18 protein-coding genes and 2 pseudogenes are annotated in these 26,369 nt (G+C 64.9%); 4 read left to right on the forward strand and 16 right to left on the reverse strand.

What is annotated here, in order from left to right:
- Positions 1–332: 332 nt before the first annotated feature.
- The 12 genes from SBP02_RS13825 to SBP02_RS13880 all read right to left on the reverse strand — a co-directional run bounded on the left by SBP02_RS13825 (position 333) and on the right by SBP02_RS13880 (position 15,619).
- Positions 333–1,697: a DUF1329 domain-containing protein gene (locus SBP02_RS13825; RefSeq protein WP_318642535.1), complete on the reverse strand. Its 1,365-nt coding sequence runs from the start codon at positions 1,695–1,697 to the stop codon at positions 333–335.
- A 15-nt stretch (positions 1,698–1,712) separates the two neighbouring features.
- Positions 1,713–3,584: a DUF1302 domain-containing protein gene (locus SBP02_RS13830; RefSeq protein WP_318642537.1), complete on the reverse strand. Its 1,872-nt coding sequence runs from the start codon at positions 3,582–3,584 to the stop codon at positions 1,713–1,715.
- A 338-nt stretch (positions 3,585–3,922) separates the two neighbouring features.
- On the reverse strand, positions 3,923–4,588 hold the full coding sequence (locus SBP02_RS13835; protein WP_318642539.1) for a hypothetical protein: 666 nt from the start codon (positions 4,586–4,588) through the stop codon (positions 3,923–3,925).
- A gap of 34 nt (positions 4,589–4,622) precedes the next feature.
- Positions 4,623–5,279, reverse strand: a complete 657-nt coding sequence (locus SBP02_RS13840; RefSeq protein WP_318642541.1) for a c-type cytochrome — start codon at positions 5,277–5,279, stop codon at positions 4,623–4,625.
- Positions 5,280–5,288: 9 nt separating this feature from the next.
- Positions 5,289–6,761 (reverse strand): flavin monoamine oxidase family protein, encoded by a 1,473-nt coding sequence (locus tag SBP02_RS13845; RefSeq protein ID WP_318642544.1) that lies wholly within the window; start codon positions 6,759–6,761, stop codon positions 5,289–5,291.
- Between the two features lie 21 nt (positions 6,762–6,782).
- The gene (locus SBP02_RS13850; RefSeq protein WP_318642546.1) at positions 6,783–7,505 is read right to left on the reverse strand and encodes a hypothetical protein; all 723 of its coding nucleotides are present in this window, start codon (positions 7,503–7,505) and stop codon (positions 6,783–6,785) included.
- A 42-nt stretch (positions 7,506–7,547) separates the two neighbouring features.
- Positions 7,548–8,918 carry an NAD(P)/FAD-dependent oxidoreductase gene (locus SBP02_RS13855; RefSeq protein WP_318642548.1) on the reverse strand — a complete coding sequence of 457 codons (1,371 nt, stop codon included), beginning with the start codon at positions 8,916–8,918 and terminating at the stop codon, positions 7,548–7,550.
- Positions 8,919–8,929: 11 nt separating this feature from the next.
- The gene (locus SBP02_RS13860; protein WP_318642549.1) at positions 8,930–10,168 is read right to left on the reverse strand and encodes a thiolase family protein; all 1,239 of its coding nucleotides are present in this window, start codon (positions 10,166–10,168) and stop codon (positions 8,930–8,932) included.
- 17 nt (positions 10,169–10,185) lie between these two features.
- The gene (locus tag SBP02_RS13865) at positions 10,186–11,745 is read right to left on the reverse strand and encodes an AMP-binding protein (protein ID WP_318642551.1); all 1,560 of its coding nucleotides are present in this window, start codon (positions 11,743–11,745) and stop codon (positions 10,186–10,188) included.
- 10 nt (positions 11,746–11,755) lie between these two features.
- Positions 11,756–12,889: a saccharopine dehydrogenase family protein gene (locus tag SBP02_RS13870; RefSeq protein ID WP_318642553.1), complete on the reverse strand. Its 1,134-nt coding sequence runs from the start codon at positions 12,887–12,889 to the stop codon at positions 11,756–11,758.
- 51 nt (positions 12,890–12,940) lie between these two features.
- A complete protein-coding gene (locus tag SBP02_RS13875) occupies positions 12,941–14,224 on the reverse strand; it encodes an acyl-CoA dehydrogenase family protein (RefSeq protein ID WP_318642555.1) in 1,284 nt (427 codons plus the stop codon).
- A gap of 339 nt (positions 14,225–14,563) precedes the next feature.
- Positions 14,564–15,619 (reverse strand): AraC family transcriptional regulator, encoded by a 1,056-nt coding sequence (locus tag SBP02_RS13880; RefSeq protein WP_318642557.1) that lies wholly within the window; start codon positions 15,617–15,619, stop codon positions 14,564–14,566.
- Between the two features lie 115 nt (positions 15,620–15,734).
- Between SBP02_RS13880 and SBP02_RS13885 the strand changes: the two genes are divergently transcribed.
- From SBP02_RS13885 to SBP02_RS13900, 4 genes are all read left to right on the forward strand, one after another.
- Positions 15,735–16,919 carry an acetyl-CoA C-acyltransferase family protein gene (locus tag SBP02_RS13885; protein WP_318642559.1) on the forward strand — a complete coding sequence of 395 codons (1,185 nt, stop codon included), beginning with the start codon at positions 15,735–15,737 and terminating at the stop codon, positions 16,917–16,919.
- Between the two features lie 121 nt (positions 16,920–17,040).
- Positions 17,041–17,646: a TetR/AcrR family transcriptional regulator gene (locus SBP02_RS13890; protein ID WP_318642561.1), complete on the forward strand. Its 606-nt coding sequence runs from the start codon at positions 17,041–17,043 to the stop codon at positions 17,644–17,646.
- Positions 17,643–19,415, forward strand: coding sequence for an acyl-CoA dehydrogenase C-terminal domain-containing protein (locus SBP02_RS13895; RefSeq protein ID WP_318642563.1), 1,773 nt, complete (start codon positions 17,643–17,645; stop codon positions 19,413–19,415). Before SBP02_RS13890 ends, SBP02_RS13895 begins: the two co-directional genes overlap by 4 nt.
- Before the next feature lie 253 nt (positions 19,416–19,668).
- Positions 19,669–21,846 (forward strand): putative bifunctional diguanylate cyclase/phosphodiesterase, encoded by a 2,178-nt coding sequence (locus SBP02_RS13900; RefSeq protein ID WP_318642565.1) that lies wholly within the window; start codon positions 19,669–19,671, stop codon positions 21,844–21,846.
- A 40-nt stretch (positions 21,847–21,886) separates the two neighbouring features.
- Here SBP02_RS13900 and SBP02_RS20945 read toward each other — a convergent pair.
- The 4 genes and pseudogenes from SBP02_RS20945 to SBP02_RS13915 form a co-directional block, all read right to left on the reverse strand.
- Positions 21,887–22,129: pseudogene (locus tag SBP02_RS20945) on the reverse strand (methyl-accepting chemotaxis protein); the annotation flags it as partial.
- Positions 22,130–22,855 (reverse strand): annotated as a pseudogene (locus SBP02_RS13905) (PAS domain-containing protein); the annotation flags it as partial.
- A gap of 141 nt (positions 22,856–22,996) precedes the next feature.
- Positions 22,997–23,962, reverse strand: a complete 966-nt coding sequence (locus SBP02_RS13910; RefSeq protein WP_318642569.1) for a WD40/YVTN/BNR-like repeat-containing protein — start codon at positions 23,960–23,962, stop codon at positions 22,997–22,999.
- An 11-nt stretch (positions 23,963–23,973) separates the two neighbouring features.
- Positions 23,974–26,343, reverse strand: a complete 2,370-nt coding sequence (locus SBP02_RS13915; protein ID WP_318642571.1) for an efflux RND transporter permease subunit — start codon at positions 26,341–26,343, stop codon at positions 23,974–23,976.
- Positions 26,344–26,369 lie beyond the last annotated feature (26 nt).

A 26,369-nucleotide genomic window follows, 5' to 3' on the forward strand; every position in this document is an offset into this window, starting at 1 on the left:
TATGGAATAAATGACATCCGCTAATAATAGCTATATGCCACACGACTATGCTTGGCGCCAGAACTTGGTGCGGTTCACATCACCATTCCCGCAGCAACGATCACACGAATAAGGAGCGGAGGCAGATATATCTGCCATCCGCTCGCATTCGAATGGCTGCTTCTGGCCGCTTGTTGCCTGTCGCAACCGACCGGCTTGGCTCCATTCCGGCCCACCACGACCAGTAACGCCCAACCGATCCAACGCTCCCCATAAGCAAAATCCGAGCGCAAAAAAACCGCCCCGAAGGGCGGCTAAAGGAGCAGGCTTGTGGCCCACTATGGAGTAGTCATTCAGCGAATGCCCGAGCTACGCAGCGCGGCAGCGGTGTACTCGGCGGCGCTTGAGCTGAAGCCGAACTGCAGCGGCTCCTTCTCCTCGTTGTGCATGCCGGACACGATGTAGCGGCCGTTGATCAGGTCATACAGCGCCTCGGTACCGAGCCAGGGGATCTGCAGGTCGTACATCGGCGAGAGATGGCCTTCGGCAACGCGCCAGAGGGTGCCGCGCGCGTCATAGTGATCGGCCAGGGCGATCTGCCAACTATCTTCGTCGACGAAGAAGACCCGCTTGGCGTAGATGTGTCGCTCGCCCGGCTTGAGGGTCGCCTCGACCTGCCAGACCCGGTGCAGCTCGTAGCGGGTCAGCTCCGGGTTGATATGCCCGGGCTTGACGATATCCGCGTACTTCAGGTCCGCCCCGTCGAGCCGGTAGCTGTTGTAGGGGATGTAGATCTCGCGCTTGCCGACCAGCTTCCAGTCGTAACGGTCCGGCGCCCCGTTGAACATGTCCTGGTTGTCGGCGACGCGCTGGCCTTCGGAGGCCGGATAGGGGCCGTCGTAGGAGACCTGGGGGGCGCGGCGTACGCGGCGCTGTCCGGCGTTGTACAACCAGGCCAGACGCGGCTCTTTGACCTGGTTGAGCGTCTCGTGCACCAGCAAGACGTCACCGGATAGGCGCGACGGGGCGGTGACCAGCTGCTTGTAGTAGAACAGGACGTTGCCCGGGTTGGCCGGATCGAAGCCGGCGATGCGATCGCGGAAAGTGAATTGATCCTTGAAGCGCACCGGCACGAAGCTGCCGTTGGCCAGCGGCACGGCCTGCACATGACTGCGCTTGACGCTGCCACCTCGGTAGCGGGTGAGATGGTTCCACACCACTTCCAAGCCATTCTGCGGAATCGGGAAGGGTATGGCGGTGGAGAACTCGGCCAGGCCATTGCCCCCCTCGACCATGGTGGTTTGGGTCGCGTTCGCCCTGGCGGCCTGGTAGACGAAATCGGGGGCATTGGCACTGCGGTGGCTGGGGTAGACGGATAGCTGGTAGGTGCCGGGATAGCGCTTGAACAAGGCCAACTGGCCTGGCGTGAGGTTGTCCTGGTACTGCGCCAGGTTCTGCGCCGTAATGATGAACAGCGGCTGCTCGCCGGCGAAAGGGTTGCTGAGGAAACCGGCGGCGTCCCGACTGCCTGCGTCCTTGGCCAGGCCGCCAGTCCAGGCGGGAATGGTGCCGGCGGCATTGCCGGCCATTTCGGCCCCCAGCGGCGTTAGTGCGGCGCCAAGCTGGCTGGCCTGTTCGGCACTGACTGCGGCGAAGGCGGCGCCGGCCAGGCCGAGGTTCAGCGCCAGCGAATAGCTCAGGATGACTGTCTTTTTCATGTGCAGGGACTCCACTTAGAAGGACACGCCGAGGCTCAGGGCCACGAAGTCACGATCGATCGAGGTGTTGTACTGGCCACCGAAGAAGTCGGTGTAGGACAGGCTGGCGCTGTAGGTGCTCTGGTACTCGGCATCCAGGCCCAGGCTGACGGCCTTGGCCCCCTCGTTGAACAGGCCGTTGGGGCCGTAGCCCTCGACATCGTGAGACCAGGACAGGCTCGGCTTGAGCGTGACGCCGGCGAAGGCATTGGGGTATTCCCAGATCGCCCGCGCGCGATAGCCCCAGGCGGTGCTGGTGGCAAAACCGTCGTTCTCGCAGTACCGGGAGACATTCTCGGCATTCGGGTTGTTACCCAGGGACTGGCTATTGAGGATCGGGCAGGCGCCGCTCGGCAGCGGCCCCGGGCCGAACATTTGGTCACGTCCGTAGCGAACGTCACCGGAGTGATCCAGTCCGCCGACATGCACCACACCGACCTCGCCCAGCAGCGTCAGACGGGAAGCCCCCATGACCTGATCGAAGAAGTGAATGAAGGTAGTCTGCAGCTGAGTGATCTCCTTGCGTCGGTAGCCATGCAGATCCTGACCCGGTGTGGCGCTGAGGATGGAGGCGTTGTCGAACAGCGGGTCGACGGTAAGCGGCGTGAGGCCCGAATAGAGAATGTCCGTGGTGTTGATCTGCACCGGCGCATTCGGCCGATAGCCGATCTCGCCGCTCCAGGCGGTACCGCTGGGCAGCGTGGTGGAGAAGCTCAGACCGTAGAGGCGGATATCCTCCGGATACTCCAGGAAGTAGCTGGAATTGCCCGCCACCACCAGCGGCGCCGCAGGGCCGAAGAGATCGGCAACGCCGTAGGTGAATGCGTCCGGCGCCGTGGCGCTGAAGAACGGCGTGCGGCTGTGATAGTTCAGGAAGTAGGCGCCGAACTCGGTATCCAACGGCGCGAAGTAGTAGCGCAGCGCGGTCCCCCACTGCCCGCTGTCGCGCGCGTCCCGGTCACCGCCGCGACGCACGATCACGCCCTCGTCAGGTGCCCCCCAGCTGACACCATTGGCCTGTAGCGCAGGAATCACGCCCGCAAAACCTGCGTCGGCGAGCTGCTGCTGGGTCAGCAGAACGGCCAGCTCATGGTCGCAGCCGTCGGCCGCCACATCCTGCTGGGCGAAGAAGGTGCCGCAGTTGTCGACCACGGTCTGGTCCCACTCCAGCTGGTAGAACAGCTCGGCGGACAGGTTCTCGCTCAGGCTCTGCGAGACATAGAACATGTTCACCGGGATCAGGCCTTCCTTGATCTCGGCCCCCGGGCGTCGGAACGCCGCCACGTCGATCGGATTGATCGAGTTGATGCTGTTGAGGATGAAAGTGCTCTCGCCCCAGCTCACCACCTGCTTGCCCAAACGTACGGAACCGGGCAGATCGTCGATGGCGTAGTTGTGGTAGAGGAAGGCGTCGAGGATCTGGGCACCCGAGGCCTGGGCGGCCTGCTTGCGGTTGGAGTCGTCGATGTCCTTGAACAGGCGCTGTTCGTCCTTCAGCTCGAAGTCGTACCAGTACTTGCCGCGGACGAAGGCTCCGCTGTCGCCATAACGCAGCTCGAGGTCGTGCACACCCTTGAAGATCTTCGAGAAGGTCTCGCCCCGCTTGAAATTCAGGTGGCCGTCGTCCGAGGACGGCGCCAGGCCGTCACCGCCATTGTTGAATGCGATCAGATCCGGATCGGCCCCGCGCACCGACCAGCTGGCGCCGACTGACAGTTGCGAGTCGAACTGCCCCTCCAGCTCGCCGATATTGAAGGTGACGGCATGCGCCGAAGCACAGGTGCCGGCGACCAGCCCCAGCGCACAGGCTATGCGGGTGGGTTGCCAGCGTGGTTGTTTCCTTCTCATGCGTTCTCTACCTCTTGTTGTTGTGTTCGGTATGTAAGCGCTTGCTTTTTTCGCGGACGACTGTTCCCCGTCCGGCACCATGGGATGCGGCCGGACCGTACTCGCGAAACCTGGGAGGGTTAGTGGCTGGGGGAATCAGGGAGGGATCAGCACTGTGTTCAAATCCATGAACTCCGTTGCCCCAATCACTCGGGGCAGGTCTTTCGACGCCGTTGATAACGACGCCATCGTTGTCACGCCGAAGGCGGAGCAGAAGGCGCCGGTCTTACAGCAATGAGCTGGAGCGAGAATGAGCCGTCAGGCGGCGACGGCTCACTCCCTGCGGATGCGCAACTCGATCAGCGGGACAGCACAAGGGACCCGGGCGCCCTCGCCCCTGCACGCTCCAGCGCGCCATAGGCGTAGTACTGCTGAACGATCTGGCAACCCCAGACGGTCAGGGCGTAGATCATGAACACCATCTTGTCGTCGTCCCCCGGGATCGGAAAGAAGTCATAGACCACCGCGATACCCAAAGCCGCCGCCGCCGCCAGGGTATTGAGCAGGGCATGCAGGTGCTCGCCGGCACGCAGCAGCCGCCAGCTGAAATAGACGAGAAAGACCGTGTAGCAGCACCACATAAGCAGGTAGAAGTACGGCAGCGGCCCCTTCACGAAGTCGGCCAGCACCAGCACGAAGGTGGCGGCGAAGGTGAGCGCGAAAATCACGATGTCCTTGGCAACCGACGGCTTGTAGTTATGGGTGACCGCCATCAGCCCCAGCACGGCCACGATCGGCACGCCGAAAGCGCGGGAAAAAGCATCGAGGAAAAAGGAGACGCTGTAGCTAGGCCCAAACCCCGTTAGCAGGAAGAACAGAAGATTCGACGCGGAGAAGGCGACGATCAGCCACTCGAAACCCAGCAGGTAATTCTTCCGCACCCGCACATATTTGAGGCCGTACACCACGCCGCAAACGATCAGGAACACACTGGAAAGCAACGCAAGAGCTTCCTTAATTTCCATAGCAATAGCCTCTATCAAATACTCAATCGATGGATCACTTCGCCGCAGGGGGGAGCGCTGCGAGGTAGTGGGCCAGAGCCTGCCGATCGCCCTCGGAGAGGGTCGCGGCGATGGCCGTCATTGCGCCGGTCGGGTCCTGGCGCCGCCCCTGGGCAAAGGCATTCAGCTGCGCCAGCAGGTAGTCGTGCCCCTGCCCCGCCAGCCGCGGAAACTGGTCATGGCCCAGCAGGCCTGCGCCATGACAGGCGGCGCAACCGCCGTTCGCCGCCAGTTTTTCGCCCTGTTCGCGCAGCGCGGGGTCCGGCTTGAAGGAGCGGTTTTCCGTGGGCGGTTGCTTGGCGAAATACGCCGACAGCTGCTCGATCTCGACCTCGGACAGGGTGATGGCCAAGGGGCCCATGTTCGGGTTGGCCCGCTCGCCACTGGCGAAACGCTTGAGCTGCGCCGCCAGGTACGGCGCGGGCTGGCCCGCCAGGGCCGGGTAACCCTGGTGTTGCGAGTGCCCCTGGACGCCATGGCAACCGATGCAGGCATCGGTCAGACGAGGCCAGGCCCCTCCATCGGCCTGGTTGGCCTCGCTGGAGGTCTCGACATGGCCCATCAGGCGATAGAGATCGAGACCATCGCGGCCATAAACCGCCAGCAGCACCGCAACGACGGCAACGACACCCAGTACTAGCAATTTCTTCATCTTCGCCTCCTATGCCCGACGCAGGGCGTTGAGCGCCTGCAGGGCACTCTGGTGCCCCGAGCGCACGGCTCCGTCCATGTAACCGGCCCAGATGTCGGCGGTCTCGGTACCGGACCAGATCAGCTTGCCGCACGGGGGACGCAGGGCCTCGCCATGGGTGGTCCAGAAACCCGGCGGGATAGCCGAGACGCAGGTGATCGACCAAGGGTCGTCGCGCCCCCAGTCCTGGTCGTGGTAGGCCACCGGCTGCAGCGCTTGGTCGCCCCAGGCGCGCGCGTAGAGCTCCATGAGCGTCTGCTTCGCCGTTGCGGGATCGGAGGGCAGGTTGGCGTTGGAGACGAAGGCGTTGATGATGCCCACCTCGCCATTGGGCGGCGAATTGTCCCAGGCCCAGATGACCGGCCCACCCAGCATCATGATGTGGCCATTGAGGCCCTTGTCGCGCCAGAACGGGCGGGCATACACCATGGCCGTCTTGCGCGCTGGAGAGTGGGCGGGCCAGGCGCGCTGCAGGGCGGCGCGGGCCGGCGGCAGAGGCGGCTCGAACTGCACCTGATTGCACAGCGCGGGGTGGATGGCCACGATCACCTGACGCGCGCGCACCGGTCCCTGATCGGTATGCAGGGTGACGACCTCGCCGTCCCAGCCGGAAATCTTGCGCACCGGGCATGCCAGCCGCACCTTGTCGCCCAGCTGCTCGGCCATCTTGGTGCTGAGAATCTGCGAGCCGCCGACGAATCGGGTGCCCTGGGCGCTGTCCTTGATTGAGTCGAGTTTCTCGTAGTCGCAGCTGGCCGAGTTGATCATCGACAGGAAATGCAGCAGCCCCATCTTGGCCGGGGTGACGCCGCCGGTAAGGGTCATGCTGGCGTCCCAACCCGGCTGTTCCTCGGGCTTGATGTTCTGCTTGGCCAGCCAGTCGCCGACCGAAAGCTGGTCCAGCTCGGCGGCCTTCGGCGATTTCCAGGGCGCGCCCGAAGGTACATCGCGGGAAAGCTCGCTCAGCTTGTGCGCGACCTTCATGTCGGTGCCGAAGGTGCCCTCGAGATCGATCTCGAGGCGACCGTCGCCGCCGAGAATGACCGTGCTGCCTTGGTAGTACTGCGGGAAGGTGCCTACCTCCAGCTGGCGCGCGAGGTCTTCCACGGCGGTCTGGCCAGGCCCGATCCACTGGCCACCGACCTCGGAGACATGCCCGCCCTCAACCTCGAAGTTGAGGGTGCGCCCGCCGACACGGTTCCTGGCTTCCAGCACGACGAAGGACTCGCTGCCCGCCAGCAGCAAATCGCGGGCAGCGGTCAGGCCAGCCAGGCCGCTGCCGATGATGGCCACATCGATCACACCATTCGCCTGCTCTTCGCTGGCGTTGGCCAGCCCCATTTTCAGGCCGAGGCCTCCCACGGCTGCCGTGGCGCCGGCGAGTTTCAACAATTGCCTGCGCCTCGAATCGAGGCCGGCTTCAACGCTGGGCTTCTTGGACATACTGAGCGCCTCTCGCAGTTGTTAGGAAAGTTGATCGGCCAGCCGCAACTTCGGCCCACGCAGCAATTGCGCGCCGAACATCAGCAGCCACAGGGGGAAGATCAGGACGACCACGACCAACAGCAGATTGGTCAGCACGGCCAGGCTCTGAAAAAAGCCGGAGACGAAGAACAGGCCGAAGCACCAGCCGACTATGCTCAACGGCCACAGGATGGATTTGCCCCAGCCGGCGTCCTTGAGCTGCTTGCCGACGATCAGGCCCCAGAACAGCACGACGGGGCCCTCGCACCACCACAGCCCTTTTTGACTGGCGGTGGCGATGCTGGTCCAGGCGGCCTCGGCGGCAGCCTTGGCGGCTTCGCCGCCTTCGCCATGCAGGCTGGCGAGGGGGTTGAGCACCGCCAACTGAAGGCTGGCGCCGGCCACCCCGAGGATGACGTAGACAACGATGGCCAAAACCGCCATGTCGCCCAGGACCCCTGCCCTGTCGCGGAAACTGGCCCAGAAGTAACCGCCGATGATCAGCAGCGGCAGATAGAAGCCGAGGACGTCCGCCAGCATCGACCAGCGGAAGAACTCACGCACCTGCGCCGAGGCGGTCAACATGTAGGTGCCTTGCAGGGACAGATTCATGTCGCCCTGGGTGACCACCAGCATGAACCCGACATTCAGATAGGCGAAGATTCCACCCAGGATGGCGGCCCAGGCCGTTAGCTGCACGACCTCTCTCGAGTTGGCATTCATAGATTCAGCTTCCAAAGAAATGATCGAAGTTGGCCGCCAGGCTCAATACCCGGCGGCGCGCCGCGCCCTGCTGTTGGTCCAGCCGTCCATCCGGTTCGCCGCCCCGAGGGCGAGCTTGACGGCGCACCACTGCAGGGGTTCGGGCAGCGTTGACGGCGTCTTGTGGCGCAACGCAGCCAGCAGCGGATGCTCGATGCCACCAATCCGTTCGGCGAGCAGCTGCCCCATCAGCGATTGGGTGGCGACGCCATGCCCCGAACAGCCGGCGGTATAGAGCACGTTGTCGTGAGCACCGGTTTCGCCAACCACCGGCAAGGCGTCGTAGGCCATGCTGACGTAGCCGCTCCAGGTCGAGCGAATGCCCAGCCCGCGCAGGGTGGGAAAGCGCTCGTTCAGCGCCGCAGCCAGGGCGCGATAAGCGGCCAGGTCAGGCTCGTTCGGCGTCTGCCCGCCATAGGCATAGTCGAGTCGCTTGGTGGTGATCACCAGCGAGTTGCGGGCCGTCAGACGGTGGCTCTCCATCGTCCAGTGCGCGGTGATCAGGCCTTCCCTCCCCTGCCAGCCCAGCGTCGCCAGCTGCGCCGGGGAAAGCGGCTCGGTCTCGATCGCCGAGACGCGCAGCGGCACAACCTTGTCCTTGAGCAGACCGAGCTGCGGGGTATAGGCGTTGGTGGCGAGCACCAGAAATGGCGCGCTGGCGAAGCCGCGCCGGGTCATGCAGCGGATGGTCTGCCCTGCGCTGTAGGACAGCAGCGGCGTGTTCTCGTACAGCTGCACGCCGGCCTCAAGCGCCGCGCGGCGCAGCCCCAGCACATACTTGCCGGGGTCCAGGGTGCCGCCGTGTTGCTGGGCATAGCCGAACAGAAACGCCGGCGGTATCCCGCGCGCGCGCATCTCGGCAGCGTCCAGGAACTGCGTCCGGGAGCCGAGTTCGAGACCGAGCTGCATGGCCTTGCGTAGTTTCCTCTCCTGCGAGGGATGCACCGCTACGCGGATATTGCCCGAGCGGTTGTAGTCGCAGTCGATGCCAAGCTCGTCGAGCCTGCGCTCCACGTAGCTGACGCCTTCGTCGTAGAAGCTGACGATCTTCCTCGCCTGCTCGATGCCGACACGCTTGAGGAAGAATTCGAATTCGATGCCCAGGCTGCCGCCGAGGTAGCCGGCATTGCGCCCACTGGCACCGAACCCGGCAAACTCCTGCTCGAGCACGATCACCTTGGCGCCGAGAGCCGTCAGCTCCAACGCGGTGGACAGGCCGGCGAAGCCGGCACCGACCACGATCACGTCGGCGCTGACAGCGCCCTCCAGCTCTGGCTGCAGGTCGGCCGGCTTTTCCAGCCACCCGCCGTGGCGACGAAATTGCCCGACTTCACTGCTGGTCCCGTTTTTCGTGCCGCGACGGAATGCTGACATGGCAGGCGCTCCTATCGGCTCAGAATGTGAACGGCCACGGCGCCTTCCTCGACGCCGATCAGGCCACCGCCGTTTTCCTGGATCGCATGACGCGCGCCCTCGACCTGGCGGGCGCCGGCTTCGCCGCGCAGCTGGGTGGTCAGCTCGAAGAGCTGGCCAATCCCAGTCGCGCCGAGCGGATGGCCCTTGGACTCCAGGCCGCCGGAGGGGTTGATCGGAATCCGCCCGCCCACGGTGAAATCGCCGCGCTCGGCGCATACGCCGCCCAGCCCCATCGGTGCCAGGCCGAGGTTTTCCGCCTGGATGATCTCGCCCATGGCGGAAGCGTCGTGGACCTCGGCGACATGCATGTCCTGCGGGCCGAGGCCGGCGGTCTCGTAGGCCTGCAGCGCGGCCAGATGGCTGACGTGCTTGTCCGTCTCATCCATGCTGCGCAGGGTGAAGCTGCGGATCACGCTGGCGGCGATGCGCACGCAGCGTTTGGGGTCGGCGCCGATGCGCTTGAGGCCCGCCTCGGTGCAGATGATCGCGGCGGCGGCGCCGTCGGTCATGGGGGCGCACATCGGCAGGGTGATCGGATAGGTGATCGGCGGCGCCGCCAGCACTTCCTCGATGGTGAAGGGCTTGCGGAACTGCGAGTAGGGGTTGTGCACCGAGTGGTTGTGGTTCTTCGCGCACACCGCCGCGATCTGCCGCTGGGTGGTGCCGTAGGTCTTCATGTGCCAGCGGCAGAAGCCGGCATAGATGGACATGAAGCGGCTGTACGGGCGATCGGACTCCGAGCCGGGCGGCGGCACTACCCCATCGCCCATCTTCGACAGGGTGGCGAAGTTCTCCTCGGCGCGGGCGACGTCCCAACCGGCCTCGAACAGGGCGAAGGACTTCGCCTTGTCGGCTACCACCATCTTCTCGCAGCCCAGGGCCAGCGCCACATCGGTGGCGCCGGCACGCAGGCTCTGCACCGCCAGATGCACCGCGGTGCTGCCCGAAGCGCAGGCGTTCTCGACGTTGTAGGCCGGCACCCCTTCGATGCCGATCTTGCTCATCACCACCTGCCCCGGAATGGACAGCTGGCCCTGCAGCGCGCCGTTGGTGATACCGGCGTAGAACACCGCGCCGATATCGGCGCGCTGGGCGCCGGCATCCGCCAGCGCGCCGTTGAGCGCCTCCAGGGCCAGGTCCTGGAGGCTGCGATCCGGATGACGGCCGAACTCGGTCATCGCAATGCCGGCAATATAGATGGGTTCCATCAGGAGACTCCTCGACTTCAGATCTGCCGGCTGGCGCCTTGCCAGTAGCGGGCACGCAGGTCCTTCTTCAGCACCTTGCCCACCGGGCTGCGCGGCAGGGACTCGACGATGTCGATCGACTTCGGCGCCTTCACCGAGCCGAGCTTGTCTTTGCACAGGGCAATCAGCGCTTCGGCGTCGATACTCTGGCCCTCGTTGAGCTCGATGACCGCCTTGACCGCCTCGCCCCACTTCTCGTCCGGTACGCCGATCACCGCGCAATCGCGCACCGCGGGATGGCCCCAGAGCACCTGCTCGACCTCGCTCGGATAGACGTTGAAGCCGCCCGAGATGATCATGTCCTTCTTGCGGTCGGTGATGTGCAGGTAGCCATCGGCATCGAGGTGGCCGATATCGCCGGTGTGCAGCCAGCCGTCGATGATGGTCTCCGCGGTCTTCTGCGGCTCCTTGTAGTAGCCCTTCATGATCAGGTCGCCGCGCACGCAGATCTCGCCGGTTTCGCCCTGGGCGAGGATCTGGTTGTCGTCGTTCATGATCTCGACGCGAATCAGCGGATTGGGCCGGCCGACGGAGGACAGCCGCTCATCGCTGGCCACTTCGCCGTCGACGAAATGCTCGCCGGGTGGCAGATGGGCGATGGCGCCCGGCGCCTCGGTCTGACCGTAGCCTTCCATCATCACCGGACCGAACACCTCGATCGCCTGACGCAGCTTGTCCACCGACATCGGCGCGGCGCCGTAGAGGAAGTAGCGCAACGAGGAGAAGTCGACTTTCTTGTTCAGGTCCGGAATGTCCAGCAGCCGGTAAATCACGGTCGGCGGCAGGAAGAACTCGGTCACCCCATAGGTGGGAATGGCCGCCAGCAGCAGTTGGGGCTCCGGCTTGGTGATCACCACGACGGTGCCGCCCCTGGCCGTGCAAGGCATGGACAGCATGCCGGCGGTGTGGGTCATGGGCGCCGCCGCCAAATTCACCGGCCGGGCACCCGCCGGATACGGCGTATTGATCATGAAGTGGGCGAAGCTGGTCTGCACGCTGCGATGGGTGTTCATCACACCCTTGGGCAGGCCCGTAGTACCGCCGGTGGGGCCGAGCCAGATCACGTCGTCCGGATCGACGGCGACCCGCGGATCGGTGGCCGTCTGTTCCGCCACGAAGCTTTCCAACGACTCGGCACCCTCCACCTCGCCGTCGATGCAGATCCACTCACGGATCTTCGGCAACTGCGGCCGCAGCGCGGCGACGGTCTCGGCGAACTCGCGCTGGTAGAACAGCACCTCGCAGTCGAAGGCATCCAGCACATGGCGGTTTTCCTCGGGCGCGTTGCGCGCGCCCACCGGAATCCAGCACATATTGGCGCGCCACAGGCCCAGGGCGCAGAGCCAGGCCGTCACGTCGTTGGCCGCCCAGACCGCACCCTTCATCCCGGACGAATAGCCACTCGCCAGCAACGCGTTGGCGATGCGGCAGGACATCTCGCCCGCTTCGGTAAAGGACGTGACCTGACCGTCCTGGATATAGGCCGCGCCGTGCGGATTGAGCCGCCAGCCACGGTCGAAGAAATCGATGATTGCCATTGTCGTCACTTCACAGCTGGGTGATGGTTGCGCGCGCCAGGCCACGCTGCTCGAGGAAGCCGAGCATGTAGCGGTGGCCGAAGGCCTTGGACGACGAGGCGAAGCCCACCTTGGCGGTGTCGTTGTCCAGCAACCTGGCCGCCGCCGCGGCATGCAGGGCACCGGTGGCGATGTAGGGGGTGATGCCGTGCACGGTGGCACGCACCGACGCCAGCTGGCCACGGCCGATGGCGAAATCCACGGTGCGCTGCAGGGTGCTGCGCTCGCGCGGCGGCATGCTCGGCGTGGTCGAATCCACCAGGTTCTGAATCACCGCGTCCTGCTGCTCCTTGGGCAGGTGCTTGTACTCGGCCTCCCACTTCTGCCCCAGGCCGTGGACCATCTTCATCACCGGGTTGTCGTAGAAGCCGACGCAGGACATGCAGCTGCGCACGCGGCCGTCGTTCTGGAAGTAGATCGGCAGCGAGGTGCCGCCCCAGGGCAGGCAGAAAACCGACTCAAGCAGGCTGGGGCATACGACGTTGAAGCTGCTGTTGGGCGCGTAGGGAATCAGCTCCTTCTCCCACAGGTAGGCACCCGGGTGGCGGAAGCCTTCGAAGATGGTGGCGGTGGAGCCCACGGTCACGCCGGCGGCGCCGACACGCGGACCACGGGTCAGGGTCGCGGTTTCCAACGAGTCGACTCCGGGGGTTTCCAGGGCCAGCTCGGCGGCGATCTCGGCGTAGGTGTACATATAGGACAGCGACGGCGACAGCAGCAGGCCGGCCTGGCGATAGAGCTCGCCGAACTGGTCGCGCAGGGCACGAATGTGCTCCTGCTCACCGGCCGGATCCAGGTAGTGGCAGCCGGCTTTCAGCGCGGCCTCGGCGGTGGTCAGTCCGAAATTGACGAACGGGCCGACGGTGTTGCAGACGACCTTCGCGCCCTTGAACACGGCGGTCAGGGCCTCGACCTCGTGCGGACACTCGATGATCTCGTAGGTGGCCGTTTCCAGGCCGACGACGCGCTGCGCCATCATTTCCTTGGCCCGCCCGGCGTTGCGCGCCACGGCCGTGAAGGGGATTCTCTGGTCGATCAGCCAGTCCATGGTCAGCATGCCGGTGTAGCCACTGGCGCCATAGACAACGACAGGATATTTGGCCATTTCGAGTACCTCGTTTTGTTCTTGGATGAAGGTTCTGGTGGAGCGGGTGGATCAGTTCTGCGCCCAGCCCTCGGCATAGAGCTGCTGCGCCAGCAGCCCCAGGCGCATGGTCAGGATGCGGTTCTCGCCGTCTTCGATCAGCGCCGACTGGGTGTCACGCAGCAGCTTCTCGATCGGGTATTCGAGGGTGGTACCGTTGCCGCCGAACAGGCGGAAGGCCTCCTGGACCACCGCCAGCGCCTCCTCGGTGACCGTGACCTTGGCCGAGGCGGTGGCATAGGGATGGGTCTGCGGCGACAGGCGCGCGAAGCTCAGCGAACGGCGGGCGACGGCGCGGGCGGTCTCGACGCGGCGCAGCATCTCGCCCAGGCGCAGGCGGGTCATCTGGTGGTCGATCAGCATGCGGCCACCCTGGCGGCGCTCATGGCAGTACTGCAGCGCCAGCTCGAAGGCGGCCCGGGCGACGCCGGTGAAGACCTGGCTCATGTGCGTGCCGGCATAGGACCAGGAGGAGCTGACGGCCCCGTAGTAGCCGTCCTTCTCGGCGATGGCGAAGCGCCGCGGCACGCGCACGTTGTCGAAGTAGATTTCGCCCTGGGGCAGCGAGCGCTGGCCGATCTTCTCCAGCGGCTTGCCCTTGGAGACACCCTTGATATCCAGCGGCACTATCACCGCGATACCGTTGGGCAGACCATCCTTGCCGTAGAAACCGTCGCCGTAGTCGGCGCACATCAGACCGAAGGCCACCTGCGCCACCGCGCCATTGGACACCCAGGCCGAGCTCTGGCCATTGATGATGATCTCGTCGCCGACCACCTTGGCGGTCAGGTTGCCGATATTGGCCGGGGTGCCCGCCGGCCAGTCGCGGGCGATATCCAGCAGCTGGTTGTCGCTGCCGCGATCGGGCTGGGTGGCCATCCAGCAGCCGATCCGGCCCTGGCACAGTTCCACCAGCTCGGCGTTGCCGGCGGCTACCGCCATCTGCAGCGGGAAGCCGGCGCAACCCAGGGACACGCCGAGCCCGGAATCGCCCCAGCCCATCTCCTCGCCGATCATCGACTCGATGCGCACCGCCATCTCCGGCGGTAGCTCCGCCAACAGCGCCGGATCCAACCCCAGCTTGGCGAACTCAGCGAACAGCGAGTAGTACGGCGATCCCGGCGCGGCGACCTGCTCGGCGCTCATCCGGTCCAGTTCACGCCCCAGCGGACGCAACACTTCCTTGGCGAAGCGGTGCACCGAGGCCTGGATGGCCGCCTCTTCCTCGGTCAGCGGGGTTTCGAAGCCGGACAGCCCGGCAGCCGGCAGAGTCAGGGTGGGCTTGAGGGTAATCATCTGACGCACCTCCTGGAGGCGTTTTGTTGTTTCGCCTCACTCTAACCACGCCCATAAATTTACGCAACACTTGTTATGCAAATCTTTTGTTATGTTAATTTGCCTGGATGTAACCCTTTGTGTTCCGCAGGCTCCGGCTGACCCGCAGATGCCGGCTCCATCGGATGTCGGCAGGCTGGGCTGAGCGCGGTCAGGTTGCGCGGGCGGGACGACAGCGTGCACTGCCAGTCACGCGTAGCGGCTGGCGTTGATAGTTATCGGAGGGAAGGCAGGGGGAAGGCACGCGGGTGCCGGAACCACAGAGGGTAATGCGGCCTCAGTCGTCGGCGAACGCCGCGCTCAGTCCCGGCTCGCCGTTCGCGCGGCGCGGTAGCGGCCAGGACTCATGCCGGTCCATTGGCGGAAGGCCCGGTGAAACGCGCTGGGCTCCTGAAAGCCGCAGCGGATGGCGATCTCGCTGATGCTCAGGCTGCTGTCGTTGAGATAGTCGAAGGCCAGCGCCTTGCGCACCTCGTGCTTGAGCGCCTGATAGGAGAAGCCCTCGCGCTCCAGTTGTCGGCGAAAGGCCGACTCGCTCATGGCCACATCCAGGGCCATCTGGGTCTGCGACGGCCAGTCCAGCTCGGGGGAGGCCTTCAGACGGCGATAGACGCCGGCCGCCAACCCAGCCCGATTGCGAAAGCGCACCACCACCCCTTCCGGCGCATGGCGCAGGAACTGCTTGAGGCTGGCGAAGTTGCGCACCGTCGGCAGGGACAACTGGGCGGCGCTGAACTCCACTTCGGTGCGCGGCGCATCGAACTCGATCCAGGGCCCCCAGAGCAGCGGATCGGCGCCATGGGGCGGCTGCGGATGGCCGAACTGGGTGTGATCCAGATTGATCCGGCGCCCTACCAGCCAACAGGCCACGCCGATCACCATGCTCAGGTAGATCTCCTCGGCGACGCTGCGGATGGCCTTATCCGCGATGCGGTTCTGCAGCACTATGGCGGCACGATTGCCACGCAGTTCCAGGTGCGCGTGGATATCCCGCAGGAACAGGTTGAAGCCGGACAGGCACTGGCGCAGCGCTCGCCGCAGATCCGGCTCGTGCACGACGCTGCGGCAGATGATGGCGAAGGCGCCGCGGGGCATGCCTCCCGAGTCGAAGGCGAAGAACTCGTCGCCCAGCTCCTCGGTGAGCAGCAGCCATAGCCGCGCGACCGCCTCGGCCGGCACCCGCTGCGACGGATCGTCGAGCCGGGCAGACTCGATGCCGGCCTCACGCAGCAGCGCCTCGGCGCGTTGCGGCGCATGGGCCAAGCGGTGCACGGCCGCCTTGACGAAATAGACCGCCACCGAATCACCCTTGCGGACGGCTCGTTCGTCAGAGCGCCCCGTACTAGAGGTTTTCATAACACTCGATATGTCCAAATTCGTCAGCCGCACCTGCGCAATTCTGGCATAGGAGACGGCCGGCCTCACGCCCTAGACTCGCGGTCATTCCACTACCGAACCAGGAGCGTCTCGGATGAACAGACCCGAAGTTTACGTCGTCAGCGCGGTACGCACCGCCATCGGCACCTACGGCGGCACCCTGAAGGACACCCCGCCCGCCCAGCTCGCCACGCTGGTCGCTCGCGCCGCCCTCGAGCGGGCGAGCTGCGACCCGCAGCAGGTGGAGCATGTGGTGTTCGGCCACGTCATTCCCACCACCCCCAAGGACGCCTACATCAGCCGCGTGGCGGCCCTGCAGGCCGGGATTCCCAAGGAGGCGCCGGCACTCACGGTCAACCGCCTGTGCGGCTCGGGCCTGCAGGCCATCGTCAACGCCGCCCAGGGCCTGCTGCTGGGAGATTCGCGCATCGCCCTCGCCGGTGGCGCCGAATCCATGAGCCAGGGTGGCTATCTGGTGCCCAGCGTACGCTGGGGCGCGCGCATGGGCGATGCCAAGATGCTCGACTACATGCTCGGCGCCCTGCAGGACCCGCTGCACGGCATCCATATGGGCATCACCGCCGAGAACGTCGCCCAGTTGCACGGCATCAGCCGCGAAGAACAGGACGCCCTGGCCCTGCAGAGCCAGCAGCGCGCAGCCCGCGCCATCGCCGAAGGGCGCTTCGCCGAACAGATCGTGCCGGTGGAGATCCAGACCCGCAAAGGCGTTATCCAATTCGAGACCGACGAGCACGTGCGCGGCGAGGTGACCCTGGAGCAATTGGCGAAGATGAAGCCGGCCTTCCGCGAGGGTGGCAGCGTCACCGCTGGCAATGCCTCGGGCCTTAACGACGGCGCCAGCGCCCTGCTGCTGGCCAGCGGCGAAGCGGTGAAGGAACAGGGACTGCAGCCCATGGCGCGTCTGGTGGCCTATGCCCACGCCGGCGTCGAGCCCACCCTGATGGGCCTCGGCCCGATCCCTGCGACCCGTCTGGCGCTGCAACGTGCCGGCCTGAGCCTGGCCGACCTCGACGTCATCGAGTCCAACGAAGCCTTCGCCGCCCAGGCCTGCGCGGTGGCGCATGCGCTGAGCTTCGATCCGGACAAGGTCAACCCCAACGGCTCCGGCATTTCCCTGGGCCACCCAGTGGGCGCCTCCGGCGCCATCATCGCTACCAAGGCGATCCATGAGCTGCACCGGATCAAGGGTCGCTATGCGCTGGCCACCATGTGCATCGGCGGCGGCCAAGGCATCGCCGTCATCTTCGAACGCGTCTGACGGGGCCGGTCGGGAAATGCGCCAGCACCCAACCCACGACGAGGGTTCTGCGCACCCGGCCGGCTCCTTCGGCGCGTCTCGAACACGCTGCTCCCGAACACCGTCTCTGAGGGGTTGCAATATGAACACAGCCAAGTGCATGGAGCCCATCTCGCGCCCTGCCGGAACCGGCTCGCGCTTCGAGCGCAACCGCCCCAGGGCCCTGGAACTGTTTGCCCAACGCGGCTTCGCCCAAGTCAGCCTGCGCGAGCTGGCCAGCCACCTCGAACTGACCGCCGGCTCGCTCTACAACCACTGTTCCAGCAAGGAGGAGTTGCTTCAGGAGTTCATTGAGGAACATTACATGGCGCTGTTGTCGCTGTTCGACCGTCGCCATCAGCGCGAATCGGCCAGTGCGACCCTGCAGGAGGTGATCCAGCGTCTTGTAGCGCTCCACGAGTCCCATCCCCTGCACTTCCAGCTGGCAACCCGCGACGCCGGCTGCCTGAAGCCAAGCCGACGGCAGTACATCGATCGGCTGCGTCAGCAGGTACAGCGCAAGCTCTACGCGCTGCTCGGCACCACCGGCTGCAACGCCCCCGATCAGAGCGTTGCGACCCTCGAGTTGTTCGAGCACTTGCCGCTGTGGCTCTCGCGCTACCCGCTGAACGAGCGGCAGCGCTGCGAAACCCTGGTGCGCCTGCTGACGGCCACCACCCCCTTGTCGACTTCGGAGAACCGACCATGAGCAACTACCAGGCGCCCCTGCGCGATATCCGCTTCGTCCTTAGTGAAGTCTTCGACGTCGGCAGACAATGGGCCGCCTTACCAGGGCTCGCCGACAGCCTGGACATGGATACCGCCCAAGCCATCCTCGAGGAAGCCGGCAAGGTCACCGCCGGGATAGTCGCCCCGCTCAACCGCAGCGGCGACGAGGAAGGCTGCTCCTGGGAAAACGGCGCGGTGAAGACCCCGGCCGGTTTCCCCGAGGCCTACCGCACCTATGCCGAAGGCGGCTGGGTCGGTGTCGGCGGTTCGCCCGAATTCGGCGGCATGGGCATGCCCAAGGTGATCGGCGTGCAGGTCGAGGAAATGGTCAACTCGGCCAACCTGTCCTTCGGTCTGTACCCGATGCTGACCGCCGGCGCCTGCCTGTCGATCCTCAATCACGCCAGCGAAGCGCTGAAGGCGCAGTACCTGCCGAACATGTACGCCGGCGTCTGGACCGGCTCCATGTGCCTGACCGAACCGCACGCCGGCACCGACCTGGGCATCATCAGAACCCGCGCCGAACCCCAGGCCGACGGCAGCTACAAGGTCAGCGGCACCAAGATCTTTATCACCGGCGGGGAACATGATCTCACCGAGAACATCATCCACCTGGTGCTGGCCAAACTGCCGGACGCGCCGGCCGGTCCCAAGGGCATCTCGCTGTTCCTGGTGCCGAAGGTGATGGTGGGTGCCGACGGTTCGCTGGGCGAGAAAAACTCGCTGTCCTGCGGTTCGATTGAGCACAAGATGGGCATCAAGGCCTCGGCCACCTGCGTGATGAACTTCGACGGCGCCACCGGCTACCTGGTCGGCGAGGTGAACAAAGGGCTCAGCGCCATGTTCACCATGATGAATTACGAGCGCCTGGGGGTCGGCATCCAGGGCCTGGCCCTGGGCGAGCGCAGCTACCAGAGCGCCGTCGAGTACGCCCGCGAGCGCATCCAGGGCCGTGCGCCGACCGGCCCGCTGGCCAAGGACAAGGTCGCCGACCCGATCATCGTGCACCCGGACGTGCGCCGCATGCTGCTGACCATGAAGGCGCTGAACGAGGGCGGCCGCGCCTTCTCCAGCTACGTCGCCATGCAACTGGACACCGCCAAGTACAGCGAGGACGCCGCCACCCGCAAGCGCGCCGAGGAACTGGTCGCCCTGCTGACTCCGGTGGCCAAGGCCTTCCTCACCGACATGGGCCTGGAAACCACCATCCACGGCCAGCAGATCTTCGGCGGCCATGGCTTTATCCGCGAATGGGGCCAGGAGCAGCTGATCCGCGACTGCCGCATCACCCAGATCTACGAGGGCACCAACGGCATCCAAGCCCTGGACCTACTGGGACGCAAGGTTCTCGCCGATGGCGGCAAAGCGCTGGACGAATTCCTTACGGAAATCCGTCTCTACGCCCAAGAGCCCGGCGTTGAGCATCGCGATGCGCTGCTGGATGCAGTGCAACAACTCGAGGAGTCCAGTGAATGGGTACGTGACCGGGCCGAGCAGGACCCGCGCCAGGTAGGAGCCGCCTCGGTGGAGTACCTGCACCTGTTCGGCTATGTCGCCTATGCCTACGTCTGGTCGCGAATGGCCAGCACGGCAAAAGCCAAACTGGCCTCTGACCCGGGCTTCTACTCGGCGAAACAGGCCACCGCACGCTTCTTCTTCAAGCGCATTCTTCCCCGCATCGAAGGTTTGATCGCTTGCATGCGCGGCGGCGCCGACAGCCTCTATGAACTGATGGCGGATCAGTTCTAACCCTCCTCCAGCGGGGCCGGTTCACCCTGCCCCGCGACCACGTTGAGCGTTCGCGCGGCGTAAGCCGCGCTTTTTTATTCGATGCGCCCTGAACTCGGGGCGCCGGCCAAGTGATCGCCGCCATGTCGCCCCGGCTGCGCGGCTACACTGATAGCAGAGCCTGGCCAGCCCAGCCCGCGCGCCTGGCTACAGGCAGCAGCACGGCAGGAACCTCCCACTATCGCGCCGCTGCATGACCGCTGGAGGAGCGACTATGGCAGCTGTTCAGCTTCGTGCTATCCGCGCGCCTTTACCCGCCGCGGAGCTCGACAGCTTCGTCAAGCTGACGGCGCTCGCCTGCCAGATGCCAATAGTCATGCTGATTTTTCCAGTCCAAGACAGTGACGGGTGCGGCGCGCTGCTGGGCATGGCCGATGGCGAGCGTTACTGGCAAGGCGCGTTGAGCGCAGCCATCACCGCCGCCCAAGAACGGGTCCAGGTGGCCGATGCCTCGACCAACGAGCAATTGCGCCACTGCGACCTGGTAGCCGGGCCGCCTTACATCAAGTGCTTCGCCAGTGTCCCCATCGCCCTGGCGGGACGCGACCCGGCCGGCGTGCTGGCGGTCGCCGACACCCTATCGAAGGCCCTCGACGCCTCGCAGCTAGAGGCCCTCGAGCTGCTGGCCCGACAAATCACCGCCTCGATAGAGCAACGCAGCGACCTACGTGAGCTGGCGGATCGGCTCACCCGGGAACTGGGCGAGCTCGATGGTCTCCGGGAGAGCCAACGCATCTTGCAGACCCTGATCGGCAACCTCCCGGGCGTGGCGTATCGCTGTCGCAGCGACCTGTCCTGGCGCCTCGAACTGGTCAGCGAGGGATGTCTGCAACTTACCGGTTATGCCGCTGACGATCTGATCGAGGGGCGGGTCAAGATGGCGGAAATTATTCACCCCGATGACCTTCCGGCGCTCCGCCGAGGGGTTGCCAAGGCCTTGAAGAGACAGGAGCCTTATCAGTCCACCTATCGGATCCAGACGCCAGCAGGGCAGACCAAATGGGTCTGGGACAAGGGCTGCGGCGTCTATTCCGCAGATGGAGAGGTGCTGGCTCTGGAGGGCTTCATCACCGATATCAGTGAGCTCAAGTGCGCCGAAGAGCGCATACGGAGAATGGCCTATTTCGACGAATTGACCGGCCTACCCAATCGACTCTCCATGCACGAGGCCCTGAGCACAGCCATCGCCCGCTCCGGCGACTCGCACGCCCCACTGGCCCTGCTGCATGTCGAAGTCGACAAATTCAGGGAAATCAACGAAACCCTGGGTTACCACGAAGGCGACCGGCTCTTGCAAGCGCTCGCGGCCAGGCTGCAAGAGCGTGGAGGAGCCCTGGAAACGCTGGCGCGCATCGCCGAATCCTCCTTTGCCCTGCTGCTACCGGGGCAGGACGCCAGTCACGCGATGCAAGTAGCACGCAATGTAGTGCAGACGCTCAATGCGCCGCTGGCCCTGGGCGAACTGCTGGTCCACAGCGACTGCAGTGTCGGCATCACGCTGTTCCCCGGACATGGCAACGACCCCGACGCCCTGATGCGTCGCGCGAATGTCGCACGCTACGGCGCTAAACAGGGCACGGAGAAAGTGGCGATATACGCCGGCTCGCTGGATAGCGAGAACACCCAAAGGCTGTCCCTGATGACCGACCTGCGGCACGCCATTGATCGAGACGAACTGCTCCTGCTGTTTCAACCCAAGCTGCGCATGGGCTCGAAACGAGTCACTGGTGTGGAAGCCCTAGTGCGCTGGGAACATCCCGAACGAGGCCTGATCAGCCCCAGTCAGTTCATCACCTTCGCGGAGCGCGCGGGCCTGATCACCAAGCTGACCTACTGGGTACTGGCCGCCGCCGTTCGGGAAAGCTACCTGTGGCATGACGCGGGTCGAGCCGTTCCCATTGCCATCAATCTGTCCCCCCACGACATCCGCGACCCGCAGCTCATCGAGCAGATCTCGCGCGCCCTGCAAACCTGGGGAGGGGCCCCGGACTGGATTCAGTTCGAGCTGACCGAGAGCTGCATCATGGAAGACCTGGCGGCCGCCCGGCAGGTCCTCGTGCGGTTGCGCGAGGCGGGCTTCAAGATATTTATCGATGACTTCGGCACCGGCTACTCATCCCTGTCCTACCTGAGAAAGCTGCCGGTGGACTACATCAAGATCGATCAGTCCTTCGTCATTGGCCTGGGTAGCGACAAGGAGTCGGCGGCCATCGTCAAGTCGATCATCGAGCTGGCCCATAGCCTGGGCATCGAGGTGGTCGCCGAAGGGGTGGAATCGACCGAGGCGATGGACATGCTTTCCGGCTGGGGCTGCGAGGAGGCCCAAGGCTATTGCATCAGCAAGCCGATCTCAGGGCGCGACTTCCAATCCTGGAATCGCGCCTTCGCCTAAACATGCCCTCCCCGCTGGCTAGCTAGACCGCTCTGGCGGTCAGCATTTCCTGGATTTTCTGGGTGGCCTCGCGCGTCCTGCCGGCGAGCTTCTTCACCTCGTCGGCCACCACGGCGAAGCCACGCCCTTGTTCGCCTGCCCGGGCCGCCTCTATCGCTGCATTGAGCGCGAGCAGGTTGGTCTGGTCGGCAATGCCCTTGATCACGCTCACCACCTGCGAAATCTGCTCGTAGGTGGTCTTCATGCCGGCCTGCTCGCGTGCGCGAATGGTCTCCGCGAGCCGTTCGTCCGAGATATCACGTACGGCACCGATAATCCGGCAGAGTTTGCCATCGCGATCCAGGACACCTTGGCCGCGCTCGCGGAACCACACCTCGCCCCGGCTCTTGTGTCTCATCCGATACTCGACCGTATAGGGTGAAGATATGTCGCCGGCTCGCAAGTACTCGGTAAACGCCGCTACGACTCGGTTCAGATCATCCGGATTAACGATCGAGTAGTATCCTTCCAGGTCATTCTGGAAGTCCCGCTCCGAGTAGCCAAGCAGATCGCGGAACTGCTGTGACCACCGTAGCTGGTTGTCCGGGTGAGTCGGATCCCCGTCGACGATTACCAGTTCCCAGCAAACCTCCGTCAGCAGGTTTCTGGTCACCTCCCAGACCTCTTCCCGCTCTGCGCACGCGGCCAGGCGCTCGTCCAAGGCATGCAGCTTGTGCCGGCCGTCTTCGACGTCACCCCGCAGTTGCCCCAGCTCGTCTCGGGCGCTCTGCAGACACTCGCCCAACTCACGGACCAGGTCACTCTCGTCATCGAGAGGGGTCATCACAGCAGCGGCCTCGGCCTGACGACCAAACCAGCGCTCCAGATTAGCGAAGCTATCGAGCAGCTCAGGATAGCGACCGATCAGGTCGCACCGATATGACGCCTGGTCCGACTGGCCGTTCAATAATGAGGATATTCTCAGGCTGACTTCCCCTGCCAAGCGTTTCAGTTTTCTTCCGGCAAACATAATCCCTCCGGTCTAGACAGTCGCAAAAAAAGGGGCCGAGCGTCGAATGACGGCAAGGCCCCCTGAAAAGGGTCAAACAACAATAGGTTGGCGGATCGCAGCGCTGCGCGACCGGCGCCGGCAACAGCCGTAACTAGACCGTCACTGGCCCTGTGCGGCTATCACGCCGCGCCGGGAGAACAGAACGGGTCGATCACCGCCAGCGAGCAGAGCGGCGGTCAGCGAGACCCCATCCACGGTGTCATTCCGCTGGAATGAGCGGCCCCCATCGCGGCTATGCACCAGCAAACCGTCGAGACCTGCGACCAGCACCTGGCGTCCCGCAGCGACTATGGAGGTGACCGAGCTCTTGCTCTGCAGGGGCACGCGCTGCCAGCTACGCCCGTCTGCCGAGCCATGCAGCAGCGTGCCGCGCTGGCCACCGACCAGTAGCGAGCCATCGGCCAGCGCCGCGCCCGACCACAGGGTGCCCTCATAGCCGGTGTCCAGATAGCGCCAGCGCCTGCCGAAGTCGACGGAATGCAGCACCTGGCCGCGCTCCGCGGTGGCATACAGGCCGCCCTTGGCGTCGGCGAACAACCCCATCAGGTTGAGGTCGGCCCGGCCATAGCCCGCCGGCGCCTCCAGCCTCTGCTCGCGCCAGGTCTGCCCGCCGTCGTCGGTGGTCAGCACCAACGACCAGAGACCGACGGCGACCCCCTGCCGGGCATTGAAGAAGTGCACGGCGAACAGCGGGCGGTCCTCTTCGCTGGACAACCGCTGGATCTGCCAGGAGTCGCCGCCGTCGCTGCTGGCCAGGATCGCCCCCCAATGACCGACCGCCCAGCCATGCTGCGCGTCGGCGAAGCTGACCCCGGTCAGCGGCGTGGAAACCGGTACCGAGCCGGCCTGGCGAAAGCTCTGGCCCTGGTCGTCGGACAGCAGCACCACGCCATGGTCGCCCACGGCTACCATGCGCCCGCCGGCCCAATCGGCATCGAGCATGGTCGCCGCGCTGGCATGGCTCGCCGGCACGGCCCGCTCGGCGCGCAGCGGTTGCGCCTGCACGCTGGCGAGCGGCAGCGCTGCCGCGAGCAGCGCACCCATCAAGAAAAACGCGTATCGCATCTGCTCTCTCCTCAATGCGCCAGGGCGCCGATCATGCGCACCGGGCGCTTGCGCGGGAACACCCGCTCCAGCCAGACGGCGAAGGCCGGCAGTACGGTCATGGCCATGACCATGTTGACCATGAACATGAAGGCCAGCAGCTTGCCCATGTCGGCTTGGAACTTGAGCTCGGAGAACGCCCAGGTGGCGACGCCGATTGCCAGGGTGATGGCGGTGAAGATGGTCGCCACGCCGACCTCAAGCAACGCATGCTCGACGGCCTTGACGATCGGCTGACCACTGGCCTGGTGCAGCTGCAGGCGGTTGTAGATGTAGAAGGCGTAATCGACTCCGATACCCACCGCGAGCACCATCACCGGCAGGGTGGCGATGGTCAGACCGATCTGCAGCTCCTTCATGAACCAGTAGCCGATGAAGGTGCCGATGGTCAGCGGCAGGCAGCACACCAGCACGGCGCGCAGGTCCCGGTAGACGACGAACACCAGAAGCGCGATGGCCGCGTAGACATACAACAACATCGGTGTCTCGCTCTTCTCCACCTCCTCATTGATTGCCGCCAGCACCCCAGCATTGCCCGAGGCCAGGCGTACCGAGACGCCCGGCATGGGGAACTCGGCGCGAAACGCCTTAGCCGCCTCAAGCACGCGGTTAATGGTCGTCGCCTTGTGGTCCGCCAGGTACAGGTGCACGGCAGTCATGCTGCAATCGGCGCGCATGATTCCCGAAATACGCGCGACCTCGGTAGCCAGCGAGGAGTAGTTCATGGCATCGATGGGAACCGCACTCATCTTCGGATTACCCTCGTTGTAACCCTCATTGAACTGGCGCATGCCGGTGGAGAAGGAGGCGACCGACAGCACCCCGGGAATGCCCTGCATGGCCCAGACGAAGCGATCCTGGTATTGCCCCAGGGCAACGTTCTCGCAGGCGCCAGTAACCTCACCGGACTCATCCGGCGCGATCTCGAAGACCACGCTGAGCCAGTCCAGACCGATGTCGTAGCTACCGGCGATGGACACCGCATCGCGGTTGAAACGAGCGTCCTCACGCAACTCCGGCGCACCGGCCTGCAACGTACCGACGACCCGATCATGGCTCTGCCAAATCGCCGCTATGAACACCAGCAGGGCGGCGCCGAGCACCAGCAGGGCATTGCGCCATTCGGCGAGGCGCGCCAGCCCATGCAACCAGCGTGCACGGCGTTCACGGGAGACCTCCTCGGCGCTGGCGTAGCTCCCGTCGACCTTCAGCATCGAGGCCACCAGCGGCAGCATCACCAGGTTGGTGACAATCTTGTAGGCCACGCCGAGCGACGCGGTGATGGCCAGCTCGCGCACCATCGGAATGGGGATCAGCAGCAGCGTGACGAAGGATACGAAAGCCGTCACCAGCGCCAGGGTGCCCGGAATCAGCAGGCCGCTGAAGCTGGAACGGGCCGCCTCCTCAGCGCTCTTGCCGCAGGCGATCTCCCGCACGATGTAGTTGATCTGCTGCACACCGTGGGACACGCCGATGGCGAACACCAGAAACGGCACCAGCACAGCCAGCGGATCGAGGCCGTAGCCGAGCAGGCGCAGGCTGCCGAACTGCCAGATGAGCGAGGTCAGCGAGCAGCCGAGCGCCAGCAGGGTGAAGCGCACGGAATGGCAGTACCAGTAGACCGCCGCCGCGGTCAGCAGCAGCGCCAGCAGGCAGAACTCCAGCACAGCCGACGCACCGTCGGCGATATCGCCGATCTGCTTGGCGAAACCGATTATCTGGATCTCGAACGCCTCGTCCTCGAACTGCGCCCGAATCTGCTGCTCCAAAACCTGGTTGTAGGCCACATAGTCCAGCTGCTGGCCATTTTCATCGAGCTCGTTGAGTTCGGCGGTAATCATCGCGCTGCTCTGATCGCGCGCCACCAGGGTGCCGATGAAACCGCCCTGGGCCGTGGAGTTGGCGATCTTGTCGATGATCTTCTGATCGAGACGCTCGGGCGTCACGGTGCCGGGGATCAAGGGGTCGGCGCGAAAGCCCTCCTCGGTGATCTCGTTGACGAAGGAGTTGGGCGTCCACAACGACTGCACGGTGCTGCGCGAGACCCCGGGCAGGAAGGTCACTGCCTGGGTCACCTCGTACAGCCGCTTGAGCCCGGCCACGCTCCAGATCGAGCCGTCGCGGGCCTTGACCACTATGGTCAAGCGATTCGCCCCGATCAGGTCGGTGCGGTAGGTCTGGAAGGTCTCGACGTATTCATGACCTATAGGCAACTGCTTCTCGAAGCCCGCATCCATGCGCAGCTGCACGGCAAACCAGGCCATGCCTAGAGTGAAGAGAGCGAGCAACACCAGAACCAGCCGGCGCTGGCGAAACAGCCAGCCCTCGAGGCGTGGCAGCACGCCACGCCCCCTCTGGTCGGACTTAT

It is taken from the genome of Pseudomonas benzenivorans (assembly GCF_033547155.1).
GTDB classification, from domain to species: domain Bacteria; phylum Pseudomonadota; class Gammaproteobacteria; order Pseudomonadales; family Pseudomonadaceae; genus Aquipseudomonas; species Aquipseudomonas benzenivorans_B.